Annotated in this window: 18 protein-coding genes and 3 pseudogenes; 6 read left to right on the forward strand and 15 right to left on the reverse strand. The window is 40.4% G+C overall.

From position 1 onward, the window contains the following. Positions 1-147: 147 nt before the first annotated feature. The 3 genes from drt3b to QO187_RS12990 all read right to left on the reverse strand — a co-directional run bounded on the left by drt3b (position 148) and on the right by QO187_RS12990 (position 3,675). Positions 148-2,124, reverse strand: a complete 1,977-nt coding sequence (gene drt3b, locus QO187_RS12980) for an antiviral reverse transcriptase Drt3b (protein WP_201577095.1) — start codon at positions 2,122-2,124, stop codon at positions 148-150. 10 nt (positions 2,125-2,134) lie between these two features. Beyond that, positions 2,135-3,379 (reverse strand): antiviral reverse transcriptase Drt3a, encoded by a 1,245-nt coding sequence (gene drt3a / locus QO187_RS12985; protein ID WP_201577097.1) that lies wholly within the window; start codon positions 3,377-3,379, stop codon positions 2,135-2,137. Between the two features lie 110 nt (positions 3,380-3,489). Next, positions 3,490-3,675, reverse strand: a complete 186-nt coding sequence (locus QO187_RS12990; RefSeq protein ID WP_227674991.1) for a hypothetical protein — start codon at positions 3,673-3,675, stop codon at positions 3,490-3,492. Between the two features lie 47 nt (positions 3,676-3,722). Here QO187_RS12990 and QO187_RS12995 point away from each other — a divergent pair, with 47 nt between their 5' ends. Further along, the gene (locus QO187_RS12995; RefSeq protein ID WP_102092539.1) at positions 3,723-4,373 is read left to right on the forward strand and encodes an IS1595-like element ISPssp3 family transposase; all 651 of its coding nucleotides are present in this window, start codon (positions 3,723-3,725) and stop codon (positions 4,371-4,373) included. A 265-nt stretch (positions 4,374-4,638) separates the two neighbouring features. On the opposite strand, the gene QO187_RS13000 is transcribed toward QO187_RS12995, so the two are convergent. Next, positions 4,639-5,475 (reverse strand): cation transporter, encoded by an 837-nt coding sequence (locus QO187_RS13000; protein WP_102091635.1) that lies wholly within the window; start codon positions 5,473-5,475, stop codon positions 4,639-4,641. A gap of 76 nt (positions 5,476-5,551) precedes the next feature. Here QO187_RS13000 and QO187_RS13005 point away from each other — a divergent pair. Continuing rightward, a pseudogene (locus QO187_RS13005) lies at positions 5,552-5,626 on the forward strand (IS1 family transposase); the annotation flags it as partial. Positions 5,627-6,136: 510 nt separating this feature from the next. Here the strand turns inward: QO187_RS13005 and lspA are convergent. The 6 genes from lspA to QO187_RS13035 form a co-directional block, all read right to left on the reverse strand. Continuing rightward, complete coding sequence (lspA, locus tag QO187_RS13010) at positions 6,137-6,844, reverse strand: signal peptidase II (protein WP_371548574.1); 708 nt, start codon at positions 6,842-6,844, stop codon at positions 6,137-6,139. Between the two features lie 141 nt (positions 6,845-6,985). Next, positions 6,986-8,266, reverse strand: a complete 1,281-nt coding sequence (gene ccmI, locus QO187_RS13015; protein ID WP_101204320.1) for a c-type cytochrome biogenesis protein CcmI — start codon at positions 8,264-8,266, stop codon at positions 6,986-6,988. Next, complete coding sequence (locus QO187_RS13020) at positions 8,263-8,745, reverse strand: cytochrome c-type biogenesis protein (RefSeq protein WP_020443538.1); 483 nt, start codon at positions 8,743-8,745, stop codon at positions 8,263-8,265. The genes ccmI and QO187_RS13020 overlap by 4 nt, the downstream gene beginning before the upstream one ends. 83 nt (positions 8,746-8,828) lie before the next feature. Continuing rightward, positions 8,829-9,491, reverse strand: coding sequence for a DsbE family thiol:disulfide interchange protein (locus tag QO187_RS13025; RefSeq protein ID WP_011513682.1), 663 nt, complete (start codon positions 9,489-9,491; stop codon positions 8,829-8,831). Continuing rightward, positions 9,475-11,538: a heme lyase CcmF/NrfE family subunit gene (locus QO187_RS13030; protein WP_371548577.1), complete on the reverse strand. Its 2,064-nt coding sequence runs from the start codon at positions 11,536-11,538 to the stop codon at positions 9,475-9,477. The genes QO187_RS13025 and QO187_RS13030 overlap by 17 nt, the downstream gene beginning before the upstream one ends. Positions 11,539-11,659: 121 nt before the next feature. Continuing rightward, positions 11,660-13,876, reverse strand: a complete 2,217-nt coding sequence (locus tag QO187_RS13035; protein ID WP_011513680.1) for a heavy metal translocating P-type ATPase — start codon at positions 13,874-13,876, stop codon at positions 11,660-11,662. A 142-nt stretch (positions 13,877-14,018) separates the two neighbouring features. Between QO187_RS13035 and cadR the strand changes: the two genes are divergently transcribed. Continuing rightward, positions 14,019-14,429, forward strand: a complete 411-nt coding sequence (gene cadR, locus QO187_RS13040; protein WP_371548579.1) for a Cd(II)/Pb(II)-responsive transcriptional regulator — start codon at positions 14,019-14,021, stop codon at positions 14,427-14,429. Between the two features lie 147 nt (positions 14,430-14,576). On the opposite strand, the gene QO187_RS13045 is transcribed toward cadR, so the two are convergent. Both QO187_RS13045 and QO187_RS13050 read right to left on the reverse strand, forming a co-directional pair. After that, the gene (locus QO187_RS13045; RefSeq protein WP_102092544.1) at positions 14,577-15,299 is read right to left on the reverse strand and encodes a CHAP domain-containing protein; all 723 of its coding nucleotides are present in this window, start codon (positions 15,297-15,299) and stop codon (positions 14,577-14,579) included. A 799-nt stretch (positions 15,300-16,098) separates the two neighbouring features. Then, positions 16,099-16,749, reverse strand: a complete 651-nt coding sequence (locus QO187_RS13050) for a DUF411 domain-containing protein (RefSeq protein WP_102092551.1) — start codon at positions 16,747-16,749, stop codon at positions 16,099-16,101. A gap of 239 nt (positions 16,750-16,988) precedes the next feature. Between QO187_RS13050 and lnt the strand changes: the two genes are divergently transcribed. Continuing rightward, complete coding sequence (gene lnt, locus QO187_RS13055; RefSeq protein ID WP_102092552.1) at positions 16,989-18,557, forward strand: apolipoprotein N-acyltransferase; 1,569 nt, start codon at positions 16,989-16,991, stop codon at positions 18,555-18,557. Positions 18,558-18,697: 140 nt separating this feature from the next. Here the strand turns inward: lnt and QO187_RS13060 are convergent. Continuing rightward, a pseudogene (locus QO187_RS13060) lies at positions 18,698-19,922 on the reverse strand (IS3 family transposase). A gap of 168 nt (positions 19,923-20,090) precedes the next feature. Between QO187_RS13060 and QO187_RS13065 the strand changes: the two are divergent. Then, a complete protein-coding gene (locus QO187_RS13065) occupies positions 20,091-22,259 on the forward strand; it encodes a protein-disulfide reductase DsbD domain-containing protein (RefSeq protein WP_102092553.1) in 2,169 nt (722 codons plus the stop codon). Between the two features lie 312 nt (positions 22,260-22,571). Here the strand turns inward: QO187_RS13065 and QO187_RS13070 are convergent. Beyond that, positions 22,572-23,320 (reverse strand): annotated as a pseudogene (locus QO187_RS13070) (IS5 family transposase). 106 nt (positions 23,321-23,426) lie between these two features. Next, the gene (locus QO187_RS13075; RefSeq protein ID WP_160023035.1) at positions 23,427-24,371 is read right to left on the reverse strand and encodes an Arc family DNA-binding protein; all 945 of its coding nucleotides are present in this window, start codon (positions 24,369-24,371) and stop codon (positions 23,427-23,429) included. Between the two features lie 267 nt (positions 24,372-24,638). Here QO187_RS13075 and QO187_RS13080 point away from each other — a divergent pair, with 267 nt between their 5' ends. After that, a complete protein-coding gene (locus QO187_RS13080; RefSeq protein WP_371548582.1) occupies positions 24,639-25,400 on the forward strand; it encodes a hypothetical protein in 762 nt (253 codons plus the stop codon). Positions 25,401-25,448: the final 48 nt, after the last annotated feature.

Here is a 25,448-nt window from a genome sequence, read left to right on the forward strand (position 1 = left end):
TTTTATGATTATGTTTGATGACCGTATCAGTAAGCATTTAATCTAAATGGCAGTTACACAGAATCTGGGATGGTCTCTATCATCGTATATAATCATAACCCTGTGGAAGCGACTATGTTGAGAGGATGCTTCGTTTTAAATAGTACTCTATGAGTATGATTGCTTCAACTCTTTCTTTTCTAACAAGTTGAGCAAGTCTACATTATTCCAATCAGTATGCCAGTATTGACTTCTAAAAGAATGACTAAGATTGCTAATTTCACTATCGTTTAAGCTCATTTTTAATAAAGAAGCTACTTCCTTTACTAATTTTTCGCTATCATTATTAGAAATATAAGGGCAGCTTAGAGTATCTAGTAATAAGTAAGCTTTCTCACTATTAATAGTAATATCTTCTAAATTAGATAGCTTCTTATTAATATAATTGATAAGTTCTAAGCGAATATTGTCATATTTACTATCGTTTTTTATATAGAAAAGACATGAAGTAACTGTGAAGTAAGATAATTCAGCTTGGTCAAGGAACAGCTTTTTTAGTGTTGTCTCTGGTAATAAGTATAAACCTCCTAGTTCTCTAACAGCTAGAAGTATGTTAAGAAACTCTAAATGAATAAAGCCTTCGAGCGAGATGGATTTGACTCTGTTTGACTCATTTAACATTAAGTCATTAGTAAGTCCAAAAATTTTAAGAGCAATTTCTTCTTCGTACAAACTATACTGTCTACAAAACCTTATTATAAATATGATCATTGTGCTTAGTTTATAAGATGCGCCTACAGAGGGTGCTACTTCATATAGAAAAAAGGCTACTTCAATAATCGTTTTTAGCACATGGTAATAATTATTCCTTTCTTCATTTAATACTTCGTTTGTATCGATTAATCGCTTAATACGATTTGTTAGAGAGGATATAACAAATGATGAAATTTCATCATATCCAACATTATTATGAACACATAAGACTTTTATAGACTCAATAAATGACTTTGCAAGCCTCGAAGACCTATAAATTTTCTTTGGTTTTAATTTTTTTAACTCATCAATCTCTAAGAACTTATCAAAAAAATTATTCGATAAATTACTAATTTCGTGCATCAATCTAGATTTACTGCTGGCAAAAGGTCGGGTAGTAATCGATGACTTACTTGCATTTGTATGCAGGTTGAAACTGACTAAACTATCTGAGTAGATCGCATATATTTTTTCAGCTGTCTCTTGATTATCCGCAAAAATATAAACATCATCTACATATCGCTTGAAAACATAATCAATACCGAATTCCAAATTAATATCTTCTGATTTAATTTTTTCTATAGTTAATAAATCAATTTTTTGAAAAATAATTTCAGAAAAAATTCTACTTACTTCAGGGCCTATAGGTATCCCATTAGTTTCATTGTCGTTACCATGTCGAATTAGTGCATCAAAAGCATCACCAAATGTATTTCTATTTAAGTTACTCTTAGTGAAATCTTTATCTTTCGTTGCCCAAGCAATCGAATGAGTATAAATACTATCAAAACACTTAGAAACATCTAAACTCATTTGTATTCTAAATCTTTGCTCTAATTTGAAATACTCAGAAGAGTTGAAGAACTTATATAGACGGTCATACCCCTTATATGAAAAAAATGATGGCATATGTTTTACGAAAGCATCTTTCGCAACTGAAGAAACTTGGTTTTCCTTATATTGATATAAATTTTCCCATAGTCCTTTAGTATAAAAGGTGCTTGCGATATCTTTCGGAGATCTAATGGATGCTGGACTAATCGAACAATAGTGAAGGATCAGACTTGTATATTTTTCATAAAACAATTTTGTTTGATATTGGGAGATGGGGTGTAACAAAGCTAATCTTCTAAAACTAATATTATCTTTACATATTTTATAAAGGTAGGGTTTAGTATGCTTTATTTGCTTATTTCTCCCATTGCCCGTAGGTTTTTCACCATAAATTATTAATTTAATTAGCTTTTTCTCGAATTCTGGAAAGTCGTTAATATATTTTATTCGCTCATATAATCCATCGTTTGAGAATATTATGGGAGTCTCATAAGGTAGTGTTTCTGTTAGAAGGACTCGTGTGTAGTCACTCTTTTCTATATATCTTGCAGCTGACATTTTGCTATTCCTAATAACCCCAACAAAGTTTTATTTGACTAACTCTTTCGGGACGAAAAGTGACAAAAGCTACATCTTCATGGCCCTTAACAAAGCTATTAGCTAGTATTCTACTCTTTAAACTTGAGTTTAATTTAGCTTTCAGTAAAGCACCTAGCCGTCCTTTTTGTCCAATCACTAACGCTTTAACAAAGCCGTCTAAGTCTTTTAAATTTGACATATTGCCTTGTATAGCCGGGTAGTTATAATAAATACCCGAAAGCTTAGTTCTGTCTAGATGTTGGTTATAGACCTTAAAGTTTTTAGTTAAAAATCTTAGTCTATCAATGAGTAATTCTGTGTTACCATTTTTTGCAAAGTCATAAAATGTTCTCGATAAACGTTTTTTATATTTTTTAACCTTCTTGTCAGCCATGTCAATATCAATAACTCTATGCTTATCTTTATTAGTTCTTTTTTTAATACTAATTTTATATCCTAAGTATTCGAAACTATATACAAATTTATCAGTTTGCTTTCTAGCTGTAGGGCTCTTACCAATAATTGGAGACTCTTTAGATTTCAATTCGTTAAATTTTAGGCCTTTAGGTAAAATAATTTCAGCTGAATGCTTAAATCTTTGGTTACTTTCATTAGCTGAAGTAATAATTATGATATCGTCTACATATCTCGCATAAAAGAATGTATCAGGGTGAGCAGAGATTTTACTATCAAATTCACACATCATTAATTCTGTAAGAATGGAGCTTAATGATAAGCCTCGGGGAGAACCAGTACCACCTAAAGCTTTATGTTTTGCCAAGATAGAACCAAGCAATCTTTTACTTTGAGGGCTTAAATTAGGAATTTGATTTATGAAACTTTCTACTTCTTCATTATCAAAAGACTCAAAAAACTTTGTGATATCCCACCTATAAATCCTATATGGCACATCCTCCATTAATAATAACTTTAAATTTTCAATTATATTCGCCCGATTAGGCGCTTTCTTTCCGCTAATGCTATTAAGATTCGATGTTAACTTTCTTTCTATTAGTCGGTGATGATGTTTATCTATTTTATATACTTGATTTCCATCTAATTTGAAAGATGATAAAGGGTTGGTAACATCTGAGAAGTTTCCTCTAACGCTTTCAGTTGCGTCTTTTAGTAATTTTTTTCGGTATGCATTGTGATATTCCACAGATACCTTCTGGAAATCGCTTTTACGAATAACCTTGTTTAATCTATAGGTGCTAAACGTTTGATATTCCATGTTTATTACTCAAATGTGTATGTCAGTTATTAAAGATTTTTTTTGAAGAGAAATAATTTTTTAAAGTCTATATACGTGTATGCAATGAATAAAATCAATCGCATAGTTACTTAGCTATTATGTTCTAATGCCTTCTTAATAATATCCTTTACCAAATCATCCTGAAACTGTGTGCTAAAGCTGACACTAAGTCCATCTGATTCCATTTGATTAAACAACCGCTCAGCATGCTTAATCTTACGGCTTTCCTCTGCTCTGAGATTATCAGATGAGCTGGTATCTTTGGTCTCAATAATTAAATTTGGGGCTGTCCTAGATAAGTAAAATTATTTAGGATAGCACTATGAGAAAGAGTAAACTAAGTTGGTATAAACAAAGCAGACTCATCGAGTTATTTGTTGCCGGTTCTACCGCGAGAACAGCAGCAAGCCTAATTGGTATTAATAAAACGACAGCCAGTTATTACTTTCATAGGCTAAGACTGCTTATTTACGAGAATAGTCAAGACCCTGGTCTATTTGAAGGCGAAATCGAAGTAGACGAATCATACTTTGGTGGAACTCGTAAAGGCAAGCGAGGGCGAGGTGCTGGTAGCAAAGTGCCCGTGTTTGGTCTATTAAAGCGTAATGGCAAGGTCTACGCTTGTATTATACCCAATGCTAAAGCAGATACTTTGATCCCCATTATAAGAGAAAAAGTGAAGCCTGATAGCATTGTTTATACTGACTCATTTAAAAGCTATAACGCATTAGATGTCAGTGAGTTTACTCATTATCGTATCAACCACTCCAAAACCTTTGTTAATGACAAGAATCCCATTAATGGTATAGAGAACTTTTGGAACCAAGCTAAACGGCATCTACGTAAGTTTAACGGAGTTCCAAAAGAACATTTTCACCTCTATTTAAAGGAATGTGAGTGGCGTTTTAATCACAGTGACCCAAAGTCGCAATTACTACAATTAAAACAATGGGTTAAACAGGGTTTGAGCTAATTATCTAGGACAGCCCCTTGAATTTTATTAGTGTCCTAAATTAGTTGACCACCACCAGATTCTTATCAAAGACTTCATCATCTATTATTCGCCAAACGGCAACTTGCTGATGGTCTTTGGTGGTGACTAGATTTAAAGTTTGTTCAATCATTGCTTGAGGTCTCATATCCTTATGATGTTTATTTGCTTCAAACCCAGTTACTTTACACTTAGCGGTTTAATTAAGCTACTTACTTGAGCTATTTGCTTCAGTTATTAGGCTTGGCTACTTACTCAACTTCAATATTCTAAAGGCGCCCTGAATAACTAAAGCAAATACGATGCTACCAATAATCAAATCAGGCGTACTAGAGTGTAACCAATTAACCAAAATCCCTGCAACAATTACCCCTAAATTGATAATCACATCGTTTGAAGTGAAAATCATACTGGCTTGCATATGGGCTTCTTCTCCTTCTTTGCTTTTCGATTTTTGTAGTAAATAGAGGCAAATCAAGTTTGCAATTAGCGCAAGAATCGATATGACTATCATGGTAGAAAAGTCAGGTAACTGCTCATTGCCAAAGAAACGTCTTAGTACTTCTAAAAAACCAAGAATCGCTAGCGTAATTTGAAAATATCCGGCAATTCTAGCAATCCGTTTTTTCTTAATGACCGTTCCACCGACCGCAAATAAGCTAATTCCGTACACGAAGCTATCTGCTAACATATCTAAGCTGTCGGCGACCAACCCCATCGAACGAGAAATCAGTCCCGTGCTCATTTCAATAATAAAGAAAGCAAAGTTAATGACCAGCACTATCCATAGTAGCTTTCTTTGCTCAGCATCTTTTTTGTGACTAGAGTCAGCATCAATTTTAAAATTATTGTTGGGATCAGAGGGGTCAATGGTTTCGGTCGAGAGTAGGGTGTCTCCTAATTTTAGGTCATGAATAGCAGTCTCTATCCCTTCTATATTGTCATGATGAAACACAGTTAATTGACGGTTAGGAATGTCGAACTCAAGATGTTCAATATTCGAGTGGCCCTCTAATTTCATTCGGATTAGGTTTTCCTCCGAAGGGCAGTCCATCTTCGATATTTTAAAAGTTGTTTTATTCATAGCTACATTTATATCCGGGTGGTGGTTCAAAAAGTAGGCTGAAAAAAAACAGGCTGAGAAATTGATAAATAGTGAAATGCAAATGACACTATACATCAAATGCCCAGCCTGTCTAAGTGACAATATAAAGAAAAATGGTTTCAAAAGCTATACCCCAAGGGCACTATCAAAACAGGTCTCTTAATCAATTAATAGTCTATAGTCAGCTGAATGTAAAAATGTTATGGATTTAAACGCGCTACTGGTATAAATTTTACTTGCGTGCTGCGTTCCCAGAGGCTGCGCAAAATTCATCCCAGTAGTGCTATGACATTTTTAGAGTGTATCGACTATATAAGGGTAAGACTTTTTAACGCTGTCTCTTGTTTTTTTCTAAGGCTGTGAATTTTTTCAATAGTTGGCTGAGTCTGTGACACTGTATTTTCCTTTTGTTATTATCAATAAAGAATTTATGGATTATTCAATGTCTCTATAATAATGGCTCTACGCAGAGCTTTTAAGTATTGGGTTTTAAGACCTAAAATGAGTGAGTACCTATACCAGTCATACATTACCTTCCAGTTCACATTTTATAAACATACTCAAGTATAAAAAGTATTTTTCCGTATAGAGTGACTATGACGCTAGTTCTTTTTATTTGTACTGATCAATATTCACTTGTTTATTCATTACGCTTACTTTCCAAAAATATCATATCAATTATAATCAACGCTACACCGACACAGACACCTATATCTGCAACATTGAAAAGAGGATAATTCCAGACATCAGCATAATGCACATGGATAAAGTCAACCACTTTACCAATTCTTAAACGATCGATTAAGTTGCCAATCGCACCACCAAGCATTAAGGCCAACCCCATAGATAATAGCTTGGCTGCACGTGGCGCTTTGATTAAATAAACCGTTAAAAAGATAGCCATTACAAAAGCTAAGCCTGAGAAAAACCATTTCTGCCAACCGCCAGCGTTGGCTAAAAAGCTAAATGCTGCCCCATAGTTATAAGCGAGTGTCCAGTTGAGAAATGGTTCAATGACCGGTACGGGGTCATTGAACGCTAATGTGGTTTGGGCCAACCACTTAGTCCATTGATCAAGTATTAATACCATTATCGCCAACAAATACCAGATAAAAGCGCGACTGCCATTGGCAACCATTTTTGGCATTTTGTCCAACTTATCTTTAGGTGTTATTGAGTTGCCTGAAGTCACGTACATAGCTTTAGGCGTATGATTTATGGTTTTAGAGTCAATCGATTGATGAGTACTACTCACAGCTATAGGTACCTTCTTGTCAGCAATATTAGTACTAGCCGATTCAACGCTATTCAATTTAGTACTATCTAATCTGTCGGTAGATTCAGTCATAGTTGTTTTCTTTATCTGTGTTTATACAATGAACAATGTTAAACGTATATGTTTTTAGTATACGACTATTAATAGCGCCACTTTTAAAAACGGCTCCACTTACCGCTCTGGTATTATGAAACTTACGGTAATAATTTTTTATTAGGGAATCTGTTGATTGATTTCAATATTAACCTGAGTCTGTTCAGCACTAATCACTATCGGATTACCCGATAAGTCGCCTGACTCTGCTATGGCATTACCGCTATGACTAATACGAGCAACGACTGCTAACTGAGTTTTGTCACTACGAGCTGAATTTAACGTGCGATCTGGCATCATCGCATCAAGATTGCTTAAGCGGATACTGGCCTCACCTTGCTCAATAACACTAATGGGTAAACGTTTGGCGGCAAACGGTGGACCTCCTTTAACGTCACGTATCGCAACAAACAACACATCATCAGCTTTCACTAACGGTAATAAATTAGCGTTAATTTTCACTGTCACGTCAATACCTTCTAGCGCTTGCTTTTCTTGCGTGCTAACGTAGTTGCTTAACTCATCTAAGCTTGCTAAAGCTTTAGTATGATCACCTGGTTTGGCCACAATGCTGCCTTGTAAGCGTTTAATCCAACCTTGCGCTTGGGCAAAGTTACTACTACGAGTCTCACCCATTGCCATGAGCATTTGAGCCCGTTCATGCTGCGGATTCTTAGCTAATATAGCTTGTAATACACGGCGAATATTGGCGTCTAACTGACCTTCATTAACGAAAAAGCTAGTCTGAGCATAAGTGGTGGCGATTTCTTCATTTTCAGGAGCTAAACGATAGGCACGAGATAAGGCTTCCAGCGCAGAATCAGTTGCCTCCATAGATAAGAAAAGCTCGGATAGGCGCATCCAGCGATTAGGATCATCAGCATTACGATGAACATTGGTTTGCATGGCGCTAATCAGTTGACGACCATCTTCAAACGCCCATGATGGCGGCTTGTCAATTTTAGCTGTCAATAGGTCGTCAGCCACTTGTCCTACTTTGTCCTCAGCTGTCCACAAATCAAACACGGGCGTACGATTGCCTATTAGTAAATACGCCATTGCAGCCAATATTGGGATCCAAGCTGCGACAATTAAACGGCTTTTGACATCAGGGGTGACCATAGGTGTTATCTGACGCTGCACATCTAATAGCTGACGCTCCAGTTCCAGCTTTTGATTTTGATAATGGCTATTATTAATAGTACCGCTGTCTTTATCTGTTTGTAGCTCAGCTAAACGTTCGCGAAATACTGCAACATTAATATCTAGCAGTTGATTGTCTATTGGTTTGGACTGCAAACGCGGTGCTCGTAGCCATGGCATAATAGCAATCAGCGCAAATATAAGAGCAATCAGCAAGCTTAGAGTTACAAATAAGCCAAAAGTAGAAAATAGAGTCATTTTTTGTCCTCTAGGCTAGTAATGTCGTGGTCGACACTCTCAGCTTGCGATAATAGACGATCAAGCTCAGCCTTTTCCGTAGAGGTCAAGGCAGCAGTACTGTTCACTGTGACGCCGCTTTGACCACGGGCAACAACTTGGCGACGCTTACTTTGCCAAAACCAACCAATAATTAAGACGAGCAATAATAGTGGTGGAAAAAACCATAGGATCCATGTTGATGGTCGCATAGGCGGCTTGTAGCTAATAAAGTCACCGTAGCGCTCTTGCATATAGACGCGTATTTCAGCATCACTACGTCTATCTTTAATTAAATCATAGACTTTTTGCTTTAGATCCTGTGCAATCGGTGCATCAGAGGCTGCAAGGTTTTGATTTTGGCATTTTGGGCAGCGAAACTCTTCTATTAATCCACGATACTGAGCTTCTTGCTGTGGTGAGTCAAAATCGTATACGTCAATAGCTGCGTTTGCCGTCATGTTAAGCAGACACGCTAGTATTAAGCTTGCTAGTTTTAAAACTATATTGGGTTTTAGTTGAGGAGCTCTTATTCGAGTAACGTTCATTTGCACATCTCCTCAACCTGAATGAGATCAGGACTATCGTTGTTCTTATTAGCCTTATTAAGTACTGTCAGGCACGGCTTAACACGCTGTTGCCAATTGGCTTCATTAATCTCACCAACAATATGCTGACGAATGATGCCATCTCCATCCACAACAAAGGTTTCGGGCGCACCAGTTATGCCTAAGTCTAGAGCAAACTGACCCAATGAATCCTGAATAGACATAGAAAATGGATCACCGCCTCGGTTTAAGTAACTGAGCGCATTACCAATCTCATCCTTATAATTCACACCAACGATATCAACGCCGCGCTCTTCTAGTTGCATTAAAAACGGATGCTCAATAACGCAAGTTGGGCACCATGAGCCCCAAACATTAAGTAAAAACGGCTTATCCGGCAAATTATCATTGGTGATAGTACGGGTAGTATCTGCTAATAACGGCAGCTCAAAGGTAGGAACCGGACGCTCAAGAGCGGTATTGGTCACAATGTCTGTTGGTTTACCTAAGCGCATGTACAATATAACTACCAAACCAAAAAAGAGGATAAGCGGAATTAAGAACCATAGCTTCGTCTGCTTTTTTTTCATTGTCTTTGGGTTACGCTGCTTACTGTTTTGGCTATCTTTTTGCTCAGGAGTATTATTCGACATAGTCATTTTGCTTCTCCCCTATTAGTGTCGTGTTATTAGTAGTGCTTTTAACATCTAAATCAGTAACCGTCGTAAAGCCTGACTTACTCGCTGCAATTTGTGCAGGGGTCTTGGATGTTTTGAGACGATAGCGCCTATCAAGCATACTCAGCAGACCACCCAATGCCATAATAATAGCGCCGAGCCATATCCAACGAATTAATGGTTTTACATAAATCCTTAATGCCCATTGGTTACTACCATCGGCAATAGGTTCGCCCAGTGCGACATAAACATCGCGCATAAGACTGGGGTCAATAGCAGCTTCAGTTGTTGGCATCGTGCTGATAATATAAGTACGCTTTTCTGGAGTCAGTTTCGCCACTTCACGACCGTCTTTGGATACCACCACTTGCGCTTGCGTTGCATCAAAGTTACTACCCTTTATTTCAAAAAATTCAGTTACTTCAAAATCGTAACCTTGAACATTGACTGTATCGCCAACACTCAATGCCACATCGCGCTCGATACTCAAGGTACTGGTAAAGGCAACACCGATGACCGCTACAATCACACCAATATGTGCCGTTTGCTGACCCCAGTAGCTTAAACGCAGCTTATTTAAGCCTTGCAAAAAGCTTGGTGCATTTTTGGTTTTGTCTTTGAAATCAACCACCATCCAGAACAGTACCCAAAAACTTACTGCTAGTGTTACACCAATATTAAGCATGGCAGATGGACTGACAAAGTAAGTGATGACTGCAGCTAATACTAGACTGCTCGCCGCAATGACCATACCAACGCCTAACAATGGACGCTTATCTTGTTTCCAGCGGATATTGGAGCCCATACCCATGGCAACCAGCAATAGCCATGTTAAAGGCACAAATAGCGCATTAAAGTACGGAGGACCTACCGATACCTGACCCAAGCTAAAGGCGTCGGCAATGATAGGATAGAGGGTACCAAGCAATACCACTAAGGTTGCAATCAAAATGATGGCGTTGTTGATCACTAAAAAGGACTCACGTGAAATCAGCTGATATTGACTTTCAACGGTTAAACGCCAACCTCGAACGGCAAACATTAATAGACCACTACCGATGATAATGCCAAGAATAGCTAAGATAACCAAACCACGCGTCGGATCAGCGGCAAACGAATGCACTGAGGTAAGGACTCCAGAGCGTACCAGGAACGTGCCAAGCAAGCTTAAGGCAAAGGCGAAAATAGCCAGCATGATGGTCCATGCTTTAAACACCCCGCGCTTTTCAGTGACTGCTAATGAATGCAGCAATGCTAAGCCGACAAGCCAAGGCATAAACGAGGCATTCTCTACCGGATCCCAAAACCACCAACCGCCCCAGCCAAGCTCGTAGTAGGCCCACCACGAGCCCAGTGCAATACCAATGGTCAAAAATCCCCAAGCCGCGAGCGCCCATGGACGTGACCAGCGTGTCCAAGCAGCATCTAAACGCCCTTCCCACAATGCCGCCATACAAAATGCAAAAGGTACTACCATACCCACATAGCCCATATATAACATGGGCGGATGAATAATCAGACCGAAATCTTGTAGGACAGGATTTAAATCAGCGCCATCGACCGCTAGATTGGGTAAGGTACGCTCAAACGGTGACGAGGTAAATATCAGCATCGTTAGCATCATTAACTGTACACCGGCCAAAATAACTAATACCCGCGCACGCATTGATAACGGCAAGCCGCGACTAAAGTATGATACCAGTGCACACCATGTGGCCATGATGGTCATCCATAGCAGCAAAGAGCCCTCGTGTCCGCCCCATGTCGCCGATAACTTATAGTACCAAGGCAACAGCGTATTGGAATGCTGCGCGACGTAACTGAGGCTAAAATCATTATAATAAAAACCTGCTATCAAAGCGCCAAATGACGTTATCATGGCGGCAAACTGTGCCCAAGCTAAGCTAGGGGCTAGTCGTTGCCAAGCAACTTGGTTACGAATAACACCAATAGTTGGCAGAATTACCTGCAATAACGCCAATACAAAAGCGGTAAGCAAGGCAAAATAGCCCAATTCTGTAATCAACATACGGTCTAACCTTATTTACTCTAATGCGGTTGCAGTTTACTGTAGCGGTGGAATTTTTATTATTAGAACCCACCCCCGAAATCTGCTGCTATCTCTAGTTTTTAATTGATTTCGAAGGGTTTTATTTAACTACTTTAGGCGGAGTTACCAGTGGAGGCGCGCCTTTAAAGCGCAGTAAACGTAACGCATTGAGAGTAACGAGCACTGTTGCTCCAGCATCAGCTAGAACCGCAATCCATAGTCCAGTAATGCCGAATACGGTCGTGATCAGAAAGACGCCTTTGAGACCTAAAGCGAAAATGACGTTCTGATGAATGTTGCGCATGGTGGCACGCGAAAGTGCAATCAGATGGGCCATGTCTGTAACACGACTTTTTAATAATGCGATATCGGCCGTCTCAATGGCCACATCGGTACCACCACCCATCGCGATGCCAACATCAGCGGTTGCTAGTGCTGGCGCATCGTTAATACCATCACCCACCATCGCTATTTTGCTGTTATTCTTCATCTCGTTAAGCAAGCGCAGTTTGTCCTCAGGCAACAGCTCAGCTTCCCATTCCACGTCTAAATTACTGGCAAGTGCTTGAGCGGTTAAGCGGTTGTCGCCTGTTAGCATGACGGAGCGCACACCCATCGCTTTAAGTTGAGCCACACCTTCATGAGCGTCGTCTCGTAACTCGTCTCTTAGTGCGACCAATCCAAGCACTTCTCGACTTTGCTCATCGAAAAGAACAGAGACGGTCTTGCCCTCATTTTGCAGCGCCTCGATTTGTGCCTGTTGCTCGGCTGAAATTGATGCCTCATCTGCGGCATAAACAGGCGAACCGATAGCTAGCGCGCGCCCAGCGATAGTTGCGTGTACCGCTTTACCCGCAGTAGCAGAAGCTTTAGAAGCCACAGGTATGACAACTTTGGCGGCTTTGGCATGACTGACAATAGCTTCAGCAAGCGGGTGACTAGAACCTGTCTCCACACTGGCAAAGAGCGCCAATACCTTATCTTTACCTTGAGAACCCTGATCCTGAGAATCCTGACCTTGAACACTTGAATACTCTTGTGTAATGTCAACAACATCGGTCACGCGTGGTTTGCCTTCAGTTAAAGTGCCTGTCTTGTCAAAAGCGACTGTCTTCACTTGGCCGATGGTTTCTAAAGCACTACCGCCCTTGATCAGCAAGCCGCGGCGCGCACCGACCGCTAGACCAGAGGCGATAGCAGCTGGTGTTGAGAGCACAAGAGCACAAGGACAAGCGATCAATAATAAGGCTAGACCTCGATATAACCAAGTTGACCAATCTCCGCCCATGGTTAACGGTGGGACGATGATAATTAGGGCGGCAATAGCCATCACAGCCGGTGTATAGTAACGACTGAATTTCTCAATAAAACGGGCAGTGGGTGCTTTGGAAGCTTGCGCTTGCTCTACCAAATCAATAATGCGCGAAATAGTGTTATCGGCGGCTGTCTTTTCTACGCGCACTTGGAGCACACCATCGATGTTAATTGACCCTGCAAATACATTGTCACCCATCGTCTTGGCAACAGGAACAGACTCTCCCGTCACGGGCGAATCATCAAGGCTGGACGCACCTTGAACAATGGAACCATCAGCAGATACCCTATCTCCAGGACGCACCAGCACAAGGTCATTCACTTGTAGTGAAGTCGCTGGAACGTTACGCTGCCCACCTTGAGCATCAAGTAAAATTGCACTTTTCGGAACCAGCGATGATAAGGCTCTGATGCCAGCGCGAGCGCGATCAGCAGCGATACTCTCAAACAGTTCACCGATTGAGAACAAAAAGACAACCGCTGCGGCCTCTTCAGCTTCACCAATGATAAGTGCGCCAAGCACGGCGACGGACATCAGCGTTTCAATTGAAAAGAATGAACCTGTTTTAGCCAGTGCTAAGGCTTTGCGTGCAAATGGAAAAACGCCTACAATCACAGCGATGGCAAACACCCATATCCCATAAGCGGGGAACAGTAGTGACAGTGCATAAGCGCTGCCCATCAAAATACCGAGACCAACAACCTGTTTGCCTTTTTGAGTTTGCCACCACCGCTTATCCTGCGGAGCCATCTGATTGTCGCTGTCAATATCAATAGCCGATACAGTTTGTTGACCAGTATTGGCAGATATACCGAACCCTAGGCTTTTGATGGTTTTTTCAATATCACTAGCCTGAGTCGGCGCATCAGGGGCCAAGCTTAGCTCTAGCGTTTCTGTAGCAAAATTTAGCTCAACATCAGAAACCCCAGGCATACGTTTCAAAGCTGTTTCAATCTTGCCGATGCAACTGGCACAGTCCATACCTTCAATATGATATTTCATAATAATTTACCCTTTGAATAATGATATTATGAACCCTATAGTGGCTTTAGAGTCAAGGTTATTTATCTACAGTTTCGTAATTTTAATTTCTCTAGCGCTAGTCTTTACAGCCACTTTAATTATTTAAATCATAGAGGTTGTTATGACAATCAAAATTGGTGAGCTCGCTAAACGCACAGGTGCCACAGTAGAAACCATTCGCTATTATGAAAAAGAGCGTTTATTACCCGAGCCTTTTCGTAGCGCAGGGAATTATCGTTTATATAATGAAGAGCACATTGAGCGTCTACAATTTATCCTACATTGCCGTACGCTCGATATGGCTTTAGATGATGTGCGAATCTTACTTGAATACTGGGAGTCGCCTGACAAGGACTGCGGCGATGTGAATAACTTGCTAGATGAGCACATTCATGCTGTGGAAATACGAATGGAAGAACTGATGCACTTAAAGCATCACTTGACCGTTTTGCGCCAGAAATGTGCAAGTAGTGCACCAGCGTCATCATGTGGCATTTTAAACGCGCTTGTCGATAACTCCTGTCATGAGTAATGATATCAGTAGTGTTCATTTCTGACGGATCAAATCATGAAAGGTTAAATACGCCCTGATGTTAAGCACAAAAAAACCCAGCAATGATATTAAGATCACTACTGGGTTGGAGGAAATAACAACTATGTTGTGCTGACTTAGAAAGTCTTATTTATCATTCATAGCAAGGTAGATATTACGATCTGATGCGGATGCGTCATCCACGTATTTTGAATCGCGCCATGTCGTATAAGCATAGACACCACTGTATGGGCTGATGCTGTTCTGACGGAAATCAGAAATCCAATTTGTACCATCGAAAATTTGAATATGGCCATGTGGACGCTTTGATGAGCGATCATAGACAATAACATCACCTACTTGGGTTGGCATATCATTGCTGATTTTGCTGAAACCTGCTTTCTCAAGTGTGCCACGAGTAGCGTACTGATAGGCTGAAGGATTGGGGGTGAACTCATAACCTGCTGATTGTAGTGCTTTACGTACGTAACGGGCACAGTATCCAGAGCTACCAGATAGAGCCACTCGTGAAGCACGAGCAGCAGCGATAGCGGGGGCTGAATTGCTATCAGGAACTGTATTGACTTGCTGCTGTTGTTTTTCAGCGTATAAGCGGCTGTTTAATGATGAAAGCCGACTCTCTTTTTGCTTAGCCTGCGCACTTAGGTTGCTAATAGCTTGACTGATTTCGTCATTACTAGAAACATAAGCACCACTGCTAGTGCTATAGATGTTTTTTGATGAACCGTAGTTTGATGCCACAGAAGTATTGGTGATGGTATTATTTGTTTGAGAGATTGTGATAGCAGCACCACTCGTTTGTGCTATGCCCATACCCAGTACTGACAAAATCAATAAAGCCTGTTTCATAAATCTAATACCTACGGTTAATTCAAAATGGTCTGTTATCAACAACAGCGCAGTCAATTAAATTTCAACAACTCAAGTATATATACGTCATAGTGACTGATACTTCTGCTGCATATTATTCATATAAAAAATGATTATTGGCGATCACAGCATCATTGAAGTCTTACGAAGCTTTTGCAAATCAAGCTGCTGGCCAAAACACAAAGCCGACTTTAGCATAGGCTGTTTAGCATGTCATCACTAATAAAAATCTGATAAAAGCTCTTTTTAAGCTTATAAAATGATAAAAAATACCTATTTTATAATGTAATTTCGTGTAACATTTATAGAATATAGCTGACCAACCTGACAACAATATCTCCTGTTTGATAAGCAGAAAAAAACGTTTGAGGATTAAATCCTTAATTTAGATTTAATCCTCAAACGTTTTTTTAGTGGGTGAAGTAATTATGCTATATAGGGTTTAACCAATTATTAAAATAATATACTAATTTATAGTGTCAATATGAATTTTAATTCGCTAAGGAACTATGTAATCTTACGTAATTGTTGCGATACATCATGTATATTCTTGTATTAACCCTTAGTCATTTATCTATTTTAAGGGTTAATAACCGATAAATTCGCTTACATTGTCATCAAAAGTTACAAATTCAAAGTTATTTTTAATTTTAAAGTCGCAATAGCTAATGAATTTTTTGATGAAGAATCATTTTATAAGCAATAGAACAGTCTTATACCTACCTCATTTACTTTTAACGCTAACACTATAATCAAAGTATTCTTAACTGCTAACACACTATAATTGCTGCTCTACCGATTCAATATCAGCATAAACTTGGGTTGTCCCGTCTTTATTGAGCTGCATAACCTGATAGGGCATGAATTTATTTTGATACTCCATACCTGGGCTACCAATAGGCATGCCAGGTACGGCAAGACCCATAGCTTGTACTGGCGGATTTTCTAAAAACTGCGCCATATATTTAGCGGGTACATGACCTTCAAAGACGTAACCATCCGTAGTGACTACAGTATGGCAAGAACGCATTTCATTTGGAACGCTGTAGCGCTCTTTAAATACGGCTAAGTCCGCAACATCTTGCGCGGTTGCACTTAGACCATTATCTTCTGCATGACTTATCCATTCTTTACAGCAGCCGCAATTGGCATCTTTATAGACCGTAGCTGAGACGTTTTTTAGTAGGTCTGGTTTACTTACTGACCTTGTCATCATGTGAGCACTTTTAGCGTTTGGTTCATCTTCCTTTAAAGTGATAGCTGTTGCATTTTCGGTTGTTACTGATGTTGTGTTTGCATCAGATACGCCACTACTCGGTTGGCTACAAGCAAATAGTGATGAGGCGGCAAGTAACACCAGCGTACCACGCAACCCCTTAGACAGATGACGATTGAATATAAGACTGGATTTTATTTTTAAGGGGGTCATAGTGCTCTCTCATGTACTGTAAATATTGTGAGCTATAGAAGGTCAAGTAACACTTCATATCGTTTGGTAATGTAGCATAATAACCCATCAAACGGGGTACGTAAATTTATACATTGAGCAGTGCAGGCTGGTATCATAAGCAGTTTTTATTTTAAAATACTGCCTGTAGTATTAACGGCTCTATCTAAGTTTTGGATTTTGATTAAAAATTCAAGGCTCATAATTTTGGATAATTTGCGATGCGCCTGTCTACTATTAATCTACAAAAGCGTTTGAGTACTCACTTAAATCAATTACCGCTATCGCTTACGCTAGTAGCAGCATGGCTTGCAGGAGCTATTTTTTTATTTTCGCTAGCGCCTTATGGGTTTTGGCCGCTAGCAATAGTATCACCAGCGATTTTATATGCGCTGTTGGTGACAAGTATGAGTGGTCGTCGCGCTTTTATTATCGGTGAAGCTTACGGTATGGGGCTATGGTGCGTCGGCGGCTTTTGGCTCTATACTGCTATCCATGATTATAGCGATACACCAACGTGGCTCGCATTGATTATGATTGCATTGATGGGTCTCGGTATGGGACTATTTCATGGATTGTTAGCACTAGTCTTTAACCGTATGGTAGGCAAACAACCCTTTTCATTTGCTGCTCTTTGGGTGCTACAAGAATGGTTAAAAACTTGGTTATTCACAGGCTTTCCGTGGCTGTTTGTTGGTTATGCATTTACTGAAGAGTATTGGTTATCGTCCTTAGCACCCGTTGCTGGTGTTTTTTCCGTCTCTTTTGTTGCCATACTATTGGCTGCAAGTTTAGTAGAGCTACTGCTTCGGCGCAGTAGTTATGCCATCGTTTCTGTACTGTTATTAGCCATTAGCACATCATTATGGCTGGTCAATCCGCAATGGACAAAACCTAAGGGCACACCTGATCTGTCAGTGTCATTGATTCAAGGTAATATTTCACAAGATATAAAGTGGCTGACTAAGTATCAAGTAGAAACGCTAAAGATTTATGCGAAGTTAACACGCACTGAGTGGGGACGTGATGTTGTGGTGTGGCCTGAATCATCTATTCCGATGTTTCAGGATGAGGCTGCGGGCTTTATTAGTGAAATGATAGAAATGGCTAATGCGACCAATACGACATGGATAACTGGTATCCCTTATAAGGATAAAGTGGCATTCAATGCCAATACGGATAAGTATCCCCCATTTTACAATAGCGTGATTGCTCGAGGTGTAGAAGCGGAAGGCCTATACAAGAAGCAGCGTCTGGTGCCTTTTGGAGAGTATATTCCATTTGAAGGCGTGCTCGATATTTTCCCAAGTTTGGCCGGTAGTCAGGATATTAAGAGCTATAGTCGTGGTAGTGATCAGCAGTCACCGCTACAGGTGCGTGGACACAATATAGGGACGGCTATCTGTTATGAGGTAGCTTATCCAGATACCACGCGTAAAAATGCAATCGATACTGACTTTTTGTTGACCGTCTCTAACGATGCCTGGTTTGGCACTTCAGCAGGACCATTGCAACATTTGCAAATGGTACAAATGCGCGCTCTTGAGAACGGGCGCTGGTTTATTCGAGCGACCAATACTGGTGTTACCGCTATCATTAACCATAAAGGTCGTACTGTAAAACGCGCACCGCAGTTTGAGCGTACTGTACTACGTGGTGAGATACAGGCACGGGTTGGTAACACGCCCTTTATGCTTATGGGAAATTATCCTATCTTGATAATAATAACCTTGTTATTACTACTAAGCTATTTTGGCAAAGGTCTAACCACACTTAGAAGACGAGGGTAATAGTAAACTTAATCATAATAATTTAATCAGTGTAAGTTTTTTATTTTTTCTAGGTAACATCCTAACGCACGTAAATATAAAAGTTTTAAACTATTGACCCCTGCCGTCAAATCCGTATACATAAACTTGGGAGATTTTAATTACGCAGCCTGACGATAATAATCAAACCACACCTGTCTTGGCGATTGATAGCCCAAACCTTTTTGAATCCTAGTCTGGTTGTAATATAGCTCGATATAACTGATAATATCATTGATGGCTGTGAACCTTGTTTTATAGTCTTGATGATATACCAGCTCATTCTTTAATGTGCCCCAGAAGCTTTCTATCGGAGCGTTATCGAAACAGTTGCCTTTGCCGCTCATTGAGCCTATAAATTGATGCTGCTTAATGGTCTTGTGGTAGGCATGGCTGCAATACTGGCTGCCTCTGTCTGAATGAACGATTAGCCCTTTGCTTGGACGTTTATTCTTGATGGCCATATTTAGTGCTTTGCAAACTAAATCTGCGGTCATACGCTTGTTAATAGCGTAACCGACAAGCTCTTTGGTGTATAAGTCTTTGACCCCTGCTAAGTACAGCCAACCCTCATTCGTCCAGATATAGGTGATGTCGCTGACCCACGACTCGTTAGGGCGCTTAGCATCAAACTTCTGATCCAGTACGTTTGGATAGACCAGCTTGTTGTGATTGGAGTCGGTGGTGACTTTAAAGCGCTTATGACTACGACATTTAATGCCGTGTTGCTCTTTGATGCTTCTTACCATATACAGGCTAATGTTATGGCCTTGCTCGCTTAGATGAGCATGCAGTCGATCTGCGCCATAACGTTCTTTCGTTTCATTGTGAGCCGCTTTAACCAGTAATTCAGACTGGTTGCGATGTATCTGTTGGTCGCTGAGATCACAACTTAGCCAGTCGTAATAGCTTGATGGCTTAACCCTTAACACACGGCACATAGTGGTGATGCGAAAGAGGAACTGGTTGTCTTTGATAAAGGCGTACCTGACTAACTGTTTCTCGCGAAGTACGCCGTCGCCAACTCGAGCATAGCTCTCCCCTTGCGTCGGGGCGAAGCAGTGCTTCGCTTTATCCCTCCTCATTTAGTATTTCGCGTTCCTCTTCAGCCACTTTGAGCTGCCGCTTGAGCTGCTTTATTTCTTGAAGAGCACTCATAAGATCAGGATCGTATTGCTCTGTGCCGACAAGCTTGCCTTGATTGGCTTTGTTATGCCAATTTGAGAGCGTTTGCATGGCAATGCCAAGCTGCTTTGCAGTGGCTGAGATATTGCAATTATTGTCTGATATCTTCTTGACGGCCTCGGCTTTAAATTCGTCACTGTAGGTTCTTACTTTCTTGGTCATGATAAACTCCTGTTAATACGCTTAGTTTACCAAGTTTATCTCTACGGTTTCTTCAGCATAGCTCATGAGTTACAATGTTGCTTATCCCGAACTGGGGTTGTAAATAGACAAGTCCATACAGACAGTGAATTGGTCAATTCGAATATTGGAAATAATAGGTAGCCCTTCATGTCCCTTAAGAGCGCAGAAAAGTCTCCGTCATTAACGCAAAATAAATCGTCGAAAAAATCTTATCTGTTGGCGTTCGCTTTCAGCGCGGGTTCATTATTGACAGGGCTAGCAGCGACTGGGCTGACGGCCGTGCCAGTGGCATCGCAAGCGGCAGGATTGGGCGATTTATTTAGCAGTGATAAAAGCGCGACCCAACCGAAATTTTTGCCTGTTGATGAAGCGTTTCAGGTCAGTAGCAGTAGTAAACCTGTCAATAATGGCACGCGCTTAGCCATTAACTTTGACATTACGCCTGAGCACTATGTTTATAAAGACCAAATTAAGCTAACGTTGCCTGCTGGCGTGAGCGCTGCACCTTTTAGCTTTAGCCAAAAGCCAGTCTCCATAGATGATCCGACCTTTGGTCAAGTATTGGTCTTTGACCAAGCCAATATGGTTGCTAGCACCGTTTTGAGCAGTAGTAATGGCAAGGCGATAAATAATGCCGCTGTAACGATAGGTTGGCAAGGCTGTGCCAAAGCAGGACTTTGTTATCCACCGGAGAAAATAAAAACCACGGTCAAAATTGCTGCGTCACAATCGGCAGCCAATAGTTCAAGTAGCACTGCTACAGTTTCTGCGAGCAATAACAGCAATGCAGAAACTGCGCAAGCATCTACAGAGGCGACTGATACTGATCGTCTTGCTACAGAGCAAACTACGCCAGATGACGAGGTGATTGATTATGCATTGTTAGATGACGAAGCGTTAGATGCAGAGCTTGGTGCAATCAATACCATCTCTGGAGCCGATGAAGAAGTGGTAGGCGATAATGTCACAAGTGAAGCAGCGAACAATGACGCTGTCATAAATAATGCTGCTGCAACAAACAATACCGTTGTCGTTGATAACGCCATTAATAGTGACCCTTTTGGCTTAGCTTCGCATCCGTGGTTGGCATTGGTGTTATTGTTCTTGGCAGGGTTGGTCTTGGCATTGACGCCATGCGTGTTACCGATGCTACCGATTGTTGCCAATATCGTCGCGCGTGAAGACAATCCAACGGTAAAACGCGGTGTTATTTTAACGACCAGCTACGCTATTGGTGTTGCCATCGCTTATGGTATTTTAGGCGCGGTCATTGCGGTATTTGGCGAATCGTTAGGCATTATCGGTTGGCTACAAAATCCGATTATTTTAATTGGGTTTGCCATCGTTTTTGTCTTATTAGCCCTTTATATGTTGGGCGTATTTAGCATTCGTCTGCCAAGATTCATCAGTAGTAAAATGCAGGGTCTAAGCCAAGCGGGGGATAGCAAACTTGGTAGTACGGGTGGCAGTTTAATTGCGGGATTCTTATCAGCACTCGTGGTATCGCCATGCGTTTCGGCACCCTTATTTGGGGCGCTGCTTGCTGTATCAACGATTGGAAGTCCATTACTTGGCTTTGCGGCTTTATTTATGCTCGGTTTTGGTTTATCGGCGCCGCTTATCTTAATTGGCGCGACCCAAGGTAAAATCATGCCAAAAGCAGGCGAGTGGATGAATTGGGTCAAGCAGGGCTTTGCTTTGTTGCTTTTTGCCGTGGCATTGTTATTAATTGAACGCGTCTTTATCTCGCCTGTGATGCTGATGGTTTGGGCGCTGTGGTTTATGGTCGTGGCGATGTGGGCGTGGAGCTGGCTAGGCAAAGGTCGGATGCTGACCCAAGCGCTAGGCTTAATCGCTGGTATTTGGGCGACGTGTTTAATCGTCGGCGCCGCATTGGGCAATGACGACAGCTTGCATCCGCTTGCCTCCCTAACTGCGGTTCCGGTGCTGCAGACAACTGCTGATCAACCAGCCATGAGTAATGCAACAGATAAAACTGTTACTACGCTGGCTGAGCTAGACACTATTGTCGCCGCCAATCCTAAAGTGCTGGTCGATGTCACCGCCGAATGGTGTATTGCATGCCGGATTATGGATAAAAACTTATTTCATAATCGTCCTGCGCAAATGCAAGATTGGCAATTGGTCAAACTTGATATCACAGAGACTACAGCGGATTCAAAAGCAATCTTAGCGCGTTATAAACTATTTGGTCCGCCAGCATTGCTGTATTATCAAGACGGGCAATTGGTCAATCAACAAGTGGGTGAAATCGGGCGCGCAGCGTTTGAGCAAACCTTAACCGCGCTAAATTAATCGTTTAAATGTAGATAAATTCCACATCATTTCTACCCATTAAAAAGCCAACTTCCTGTGATAGTAGGACGTTGGCTTTTTCAATCTTACTAAATAGCCTTTTTAACATAGACGCTAAATCCTTGGTTTAGCATTATTTATTACTACTTACTTTGCTACTTACCTTATTATTTACATCAGTATTTGCTCGCAATAACGCTAGTATAGTGCCCTTATTTTCATTACAATAAAGCAACATTGCTAAAGGCGCATTACCACGAGTAATGGCTACCTTGCACGTCCATATTTATTGATTTTCTTTAGGGCGTGTCATCAATTAAGCCAAACGACACAAGAAACTAAGTGAATGGCACTAAGGAAATGACTGGCTAACTTATCATAGCGAGTGGCAATCGCACGATACTGCTTAATCTTGGCAAAGAAGTTCTCTATTAGGTGCCTCGCTTTATAAAGCTCTTTATCGAAGTCTCTTGGCTGCAGCCGATGACACTTAGATGGTATAACTGCATTACCTTGCACTGCTTTAATCGGTTCAATAACGCGGGCATCAGCATCGTAAGCTTTATCGGCAAGCCACGTTTGGCTAATACTGACATCAAGCAATTCATCTGAGCCACACAGGTCATGAGCTGCCCCACCTGTTAGATAAAAGCCAGTAGGATTGCCTAATGCATCTGTTCGAGTATGTATTTTAGTCTTCAGTCCACCTTTGCTGCGTCCAATGGCTTGATCCCTTTTTTTCCAGCACTGTGCTGGTGGGCTTTAACAATCGTGGCATCTAGCATGGCATATTCGTCATCGGATTGTTCAGAGAGTTGATTAAAAACCTGCTTCCATACGCCTTTTTTTGACCAGCGACTAAAACGAGTATGAATCACTCTGAAGTCGCCAAAGCGTTCAGGTAGGTCACGCCAAGGTATGCCGGTCTTGTAACGGTACAGAACCGCTTCTACGAACAAGCGGTTATCCTTTGCAGTAACACCAACGTCACTTGGTTTACCAGGTAGAATGTCTTTAATTCTCTCCCATTGGTCATCACGTAGGGCATGTCGTCTTGTCATAGTCATTGAGCTCAAATTCCTAAATACGATCTAAGTATAGCTTATTCTGAAATATCTATGCTAATTGATGACACGCCCTAGTATGGCATACTTATTTTATCTCAAATTACTTTATAGATATTTTAGATAAAATCTCATGTCCACTAATATAAAGTTCATTAGACATGCACATCTCACTCCATCCCTTCCAGTAACTATTAGCTTTCTTTGAATACATTGACCTATCCCAAATATCTTCAATCCAAGAATTGTGACGATACTTATCAATTACTTTGATCGGATTTTGTTTGGCCCAAATTAATTCGTTAAAGTCTGGTTCTGAAACTATTGCTCCTCTGATCTTTGAGATATGGTACTTACAAAGATACTTTAATGTTAAGGATAGGAGCGCTCTGTCTTCAGAGCCACCTATACCTACTTTGTCACTGACATGCACACGAGAGTCTAGAATCAAACCATGCCAACTATCGTAATGCTTGATAATAACTAGTTCACCGTTTTCAGTATTGTTCCGAGCAAACCAGACCAACTTAACCTCATCTTCATTATTACCTTTTAATAAGCTTCTAGCATTCTCTTCAATATCATAACCAAACTCAAATGTTTCTTTTGCGAAAGGCCTTCCTTCATCATGAGCGAGCCAATTCTTTTGGCATCCAAAGTATGTGGCTAATTTTTCTAATTCGTTAAACGATGGCTCTTTTCGCCCTTCAAACCAATCCTCAGTAACGCCCACACTATTGTATCCCAGGGCCTCAGCAACTCTAGAAATACTTGGGGTATGAAAACTATCAGTTGCCTTAGCTTCACTCAAGAGGAAATTTAGTTTGCCAGATAGTAGATTTAAGCGATCGCTACGTAAATGAGCATCAAAAAAACTCTTTAAATCGTCGATAGCTTCGATATAACTTCCTTCTTGACCTTCAAAAGATTTTTCTAGTCGATACTGTGCCTCGGCATTAATTGAACGTCCACTAACTTTTGAGGCATCGGAGATCAGGGCTTTCAATTCAGTAGGAATTCTTAAATTAAACTGCACATTTTTTGACATTTTAAAGCCCAAATAGAATATTGAATTTAAAACAAATAATATTACCATAAGGAACTTGCGGCAATGATAGCATAATGCTATCATATTATGTAACAAACCCTAAAGAGGTAAATACATGTCAAATCAGAAGGTTCAGATGAACGTCCGGGTACCTAAAGAACTTAAGAATTTTGCCATAAATGATGCAAAGAACCAGTTCCATTCGTTATCTCAATATATAGAAAAGCTTATGTTTAAAGCCAAAGAACTCAGTGAACTAGAAAAGAGATGAAACCTTATCTTAAAGACCTTTTTGACTCTAATGCAAAAGTAATTTATCTAAGACGGTTTAGATTGCAGAATGCAAATTGGTCAAAGACTTCTCAGGCTAATGATTACGATTACACTTTTAGCTCTTTAGCTAACTCAGATTATCACTTCAGAATGCCTGTTATCATTCAATCAGATGGTTTACCTTGGAAAATAGGTAACCTATATCTCATGGGACAACTAGACACTCCTCCTGCGCTTTCAAATATGAAAACGTTATCCGCAAGAGCTATCCACCTAAAATACTATCTACAGTACCTAGAACATAGTAACCAACACTTTTTAGACTTACCTACCCAGTATCAGCAAAGGGTTCCTCGCAAATTCAAAGCTTTTTTACAGGCTGTAATAGAACAGCACGACTTTAGCTCTCAATACATTAATAACATTCTGTCCTCTGTTGCTCATTTCTATAATTATATACAGCATCAATCATTCGTATCTCAGTCTGATATAGAGAATAAGCCCTTTAGAGAAAGGAAGGTTTCTATACCTATTCATAATAATGTAGGAATAATGAGGAATATTAGTGTTATTACAAATGATCTCAAGCTAAGAAGCAGCAGAAAACCCTTACCATCACTAGGTAAGTTGAGAGATGGAGGCAGTCTGCGTCCTTTAAGCTCTGAAGAACAAGAAATTATTTTCAGGGCATTTGATAAAAACTATGCGTCAATAGAGTTAGAGCTAATGAGGTATGCTGAAGAAACCGTAGAATAAAACTTGGTAAACTAACAACTCGATAAGGAGTTTACCATGACTAAAAAA

This window comes from Psychrobacter sp. Arc9 (assembly GCF_041431295.1).
In the GTDB taxonomy this organism is placed as follows: domain Bacteria; phylum Pseudomonadota; class Gammaproteobacteria; order Pseudomonadales; family Moraxellaceae; genus Psychrobacter.

Bases quoted from the DNA above. Each gene is read 5' to 3' on its own strand.
- cadR (WP_371548579.1), top strand. From the start codon at position 14,019: ATGACAATCAAAATTGGTGAGCTCGCTAAACGCACAGGTGCCACAGTA.
- QO187_RS13080 (WP_371548582.1), top strand. From the start codon at position 24,639: ATGAAACCTTATCTTAAAGACCTTTTTGACTCTAATGCAAAAGTAATT.
- lspA (WP_371548574.1), bottom strand. From the start codon at position 6,844: ATGACTGAATCTACCGACAGATTAGATAGTACTAAATTGAATAGCGTT.
- QO187_RS13035 (WP_011513680.1), bottom strand. From the start codon at position 13,876: ATGAAATATCATATTGAAGGTATGGACTGTGCCAGTTGCATCGGCAAG.
- QO187_RS12995 (WP_102092539.1), top strand. From the start codon at position 3,723: ATGAGAAAGAGTAAACTAAGTTGGTATAAACAAAGCAGACTCATCGAG.
- QO187_RS13030 (WP_371548577.1), bottom strand. From the start codon at position 11,538: ATGTTGATTACAGAATTGGGCTATTTTGCCTTGCTTACCGCTTTTGTA.
- drt3b (WP_201577095.1), bottom strand. From the start codon at position 2,124: ATGTCAGCTGCAAGATATATAGAAAAGAGTGACTACACACGAGTCCTT.
- lnt (WP_102092552.1), top strand. From the start codon at position 16,989: ATGCGCCTGTCTACTATTAATCTACAAAAGCGTTTGAGTACTCACTTA.
- QO187_RS13050 (WP_102092551.1), bottom strand. From the start codon at position 16,749: ATGACCCCCTTAAAAATAAAATCCAGTCTTATATTCAATCGTCATCTG.
- ccmI (WP_101204320.1), bottom strand. From the start codon at position 8,266: ATGACTCTATTTTCTACTTTTGGCTTATTTGTAACTCTAAGCTTGCTG.
- QO187_RS13045 (WP_102092544.1), bottom strand. From the start codon at position 15,299: ATGAAACAGGCTTTATTGATTTTGTCAGTACTGGGTATGGGCATAGCA.
- drt3a (WP_201577097.1), bottom strand. From the start codon at position 3,379: ATGGAATATCAAACGTTTAGCACCTATAGATTAAACAAGGTTATTCGT.
- QO187_RS13075 (WP_160023035.1), bottom strand. From the start codon at position 24,371: ATGTCAAAAAATGTGCAGTTTAATTTAAGAATTCCTACTGAATTGAAA.
- QO187_RS13000 (WP_102091635.1), bottom strand. From the start codon at position 5,475: ATGAATAAAACAACTTTTAAAATATCGAAGATGGACTGCCCTTCGGAG.
- QO187_RS13020 (WP_020443538.1), bottom strand. From the start codon at position 8,745: ATGACGGCAAACGCAGCTATTGACGTATACGATTTTGACTCACCACAG.
- QO187_RS13065 (WP_102092553.1), top strand. From the start codon at position 20,091: ATGTCCCTTAAGAGCGCAGAAAAGTCTCCGTCATTAACGCAAAATAAA.
- QO187_RS13025 (WP_011513682.1), bottom strand. From the start codon at position 9,491: ATGACTATGTCGAATAATACTCCTGAGCAAAAAGATAGCCAAAACAGT.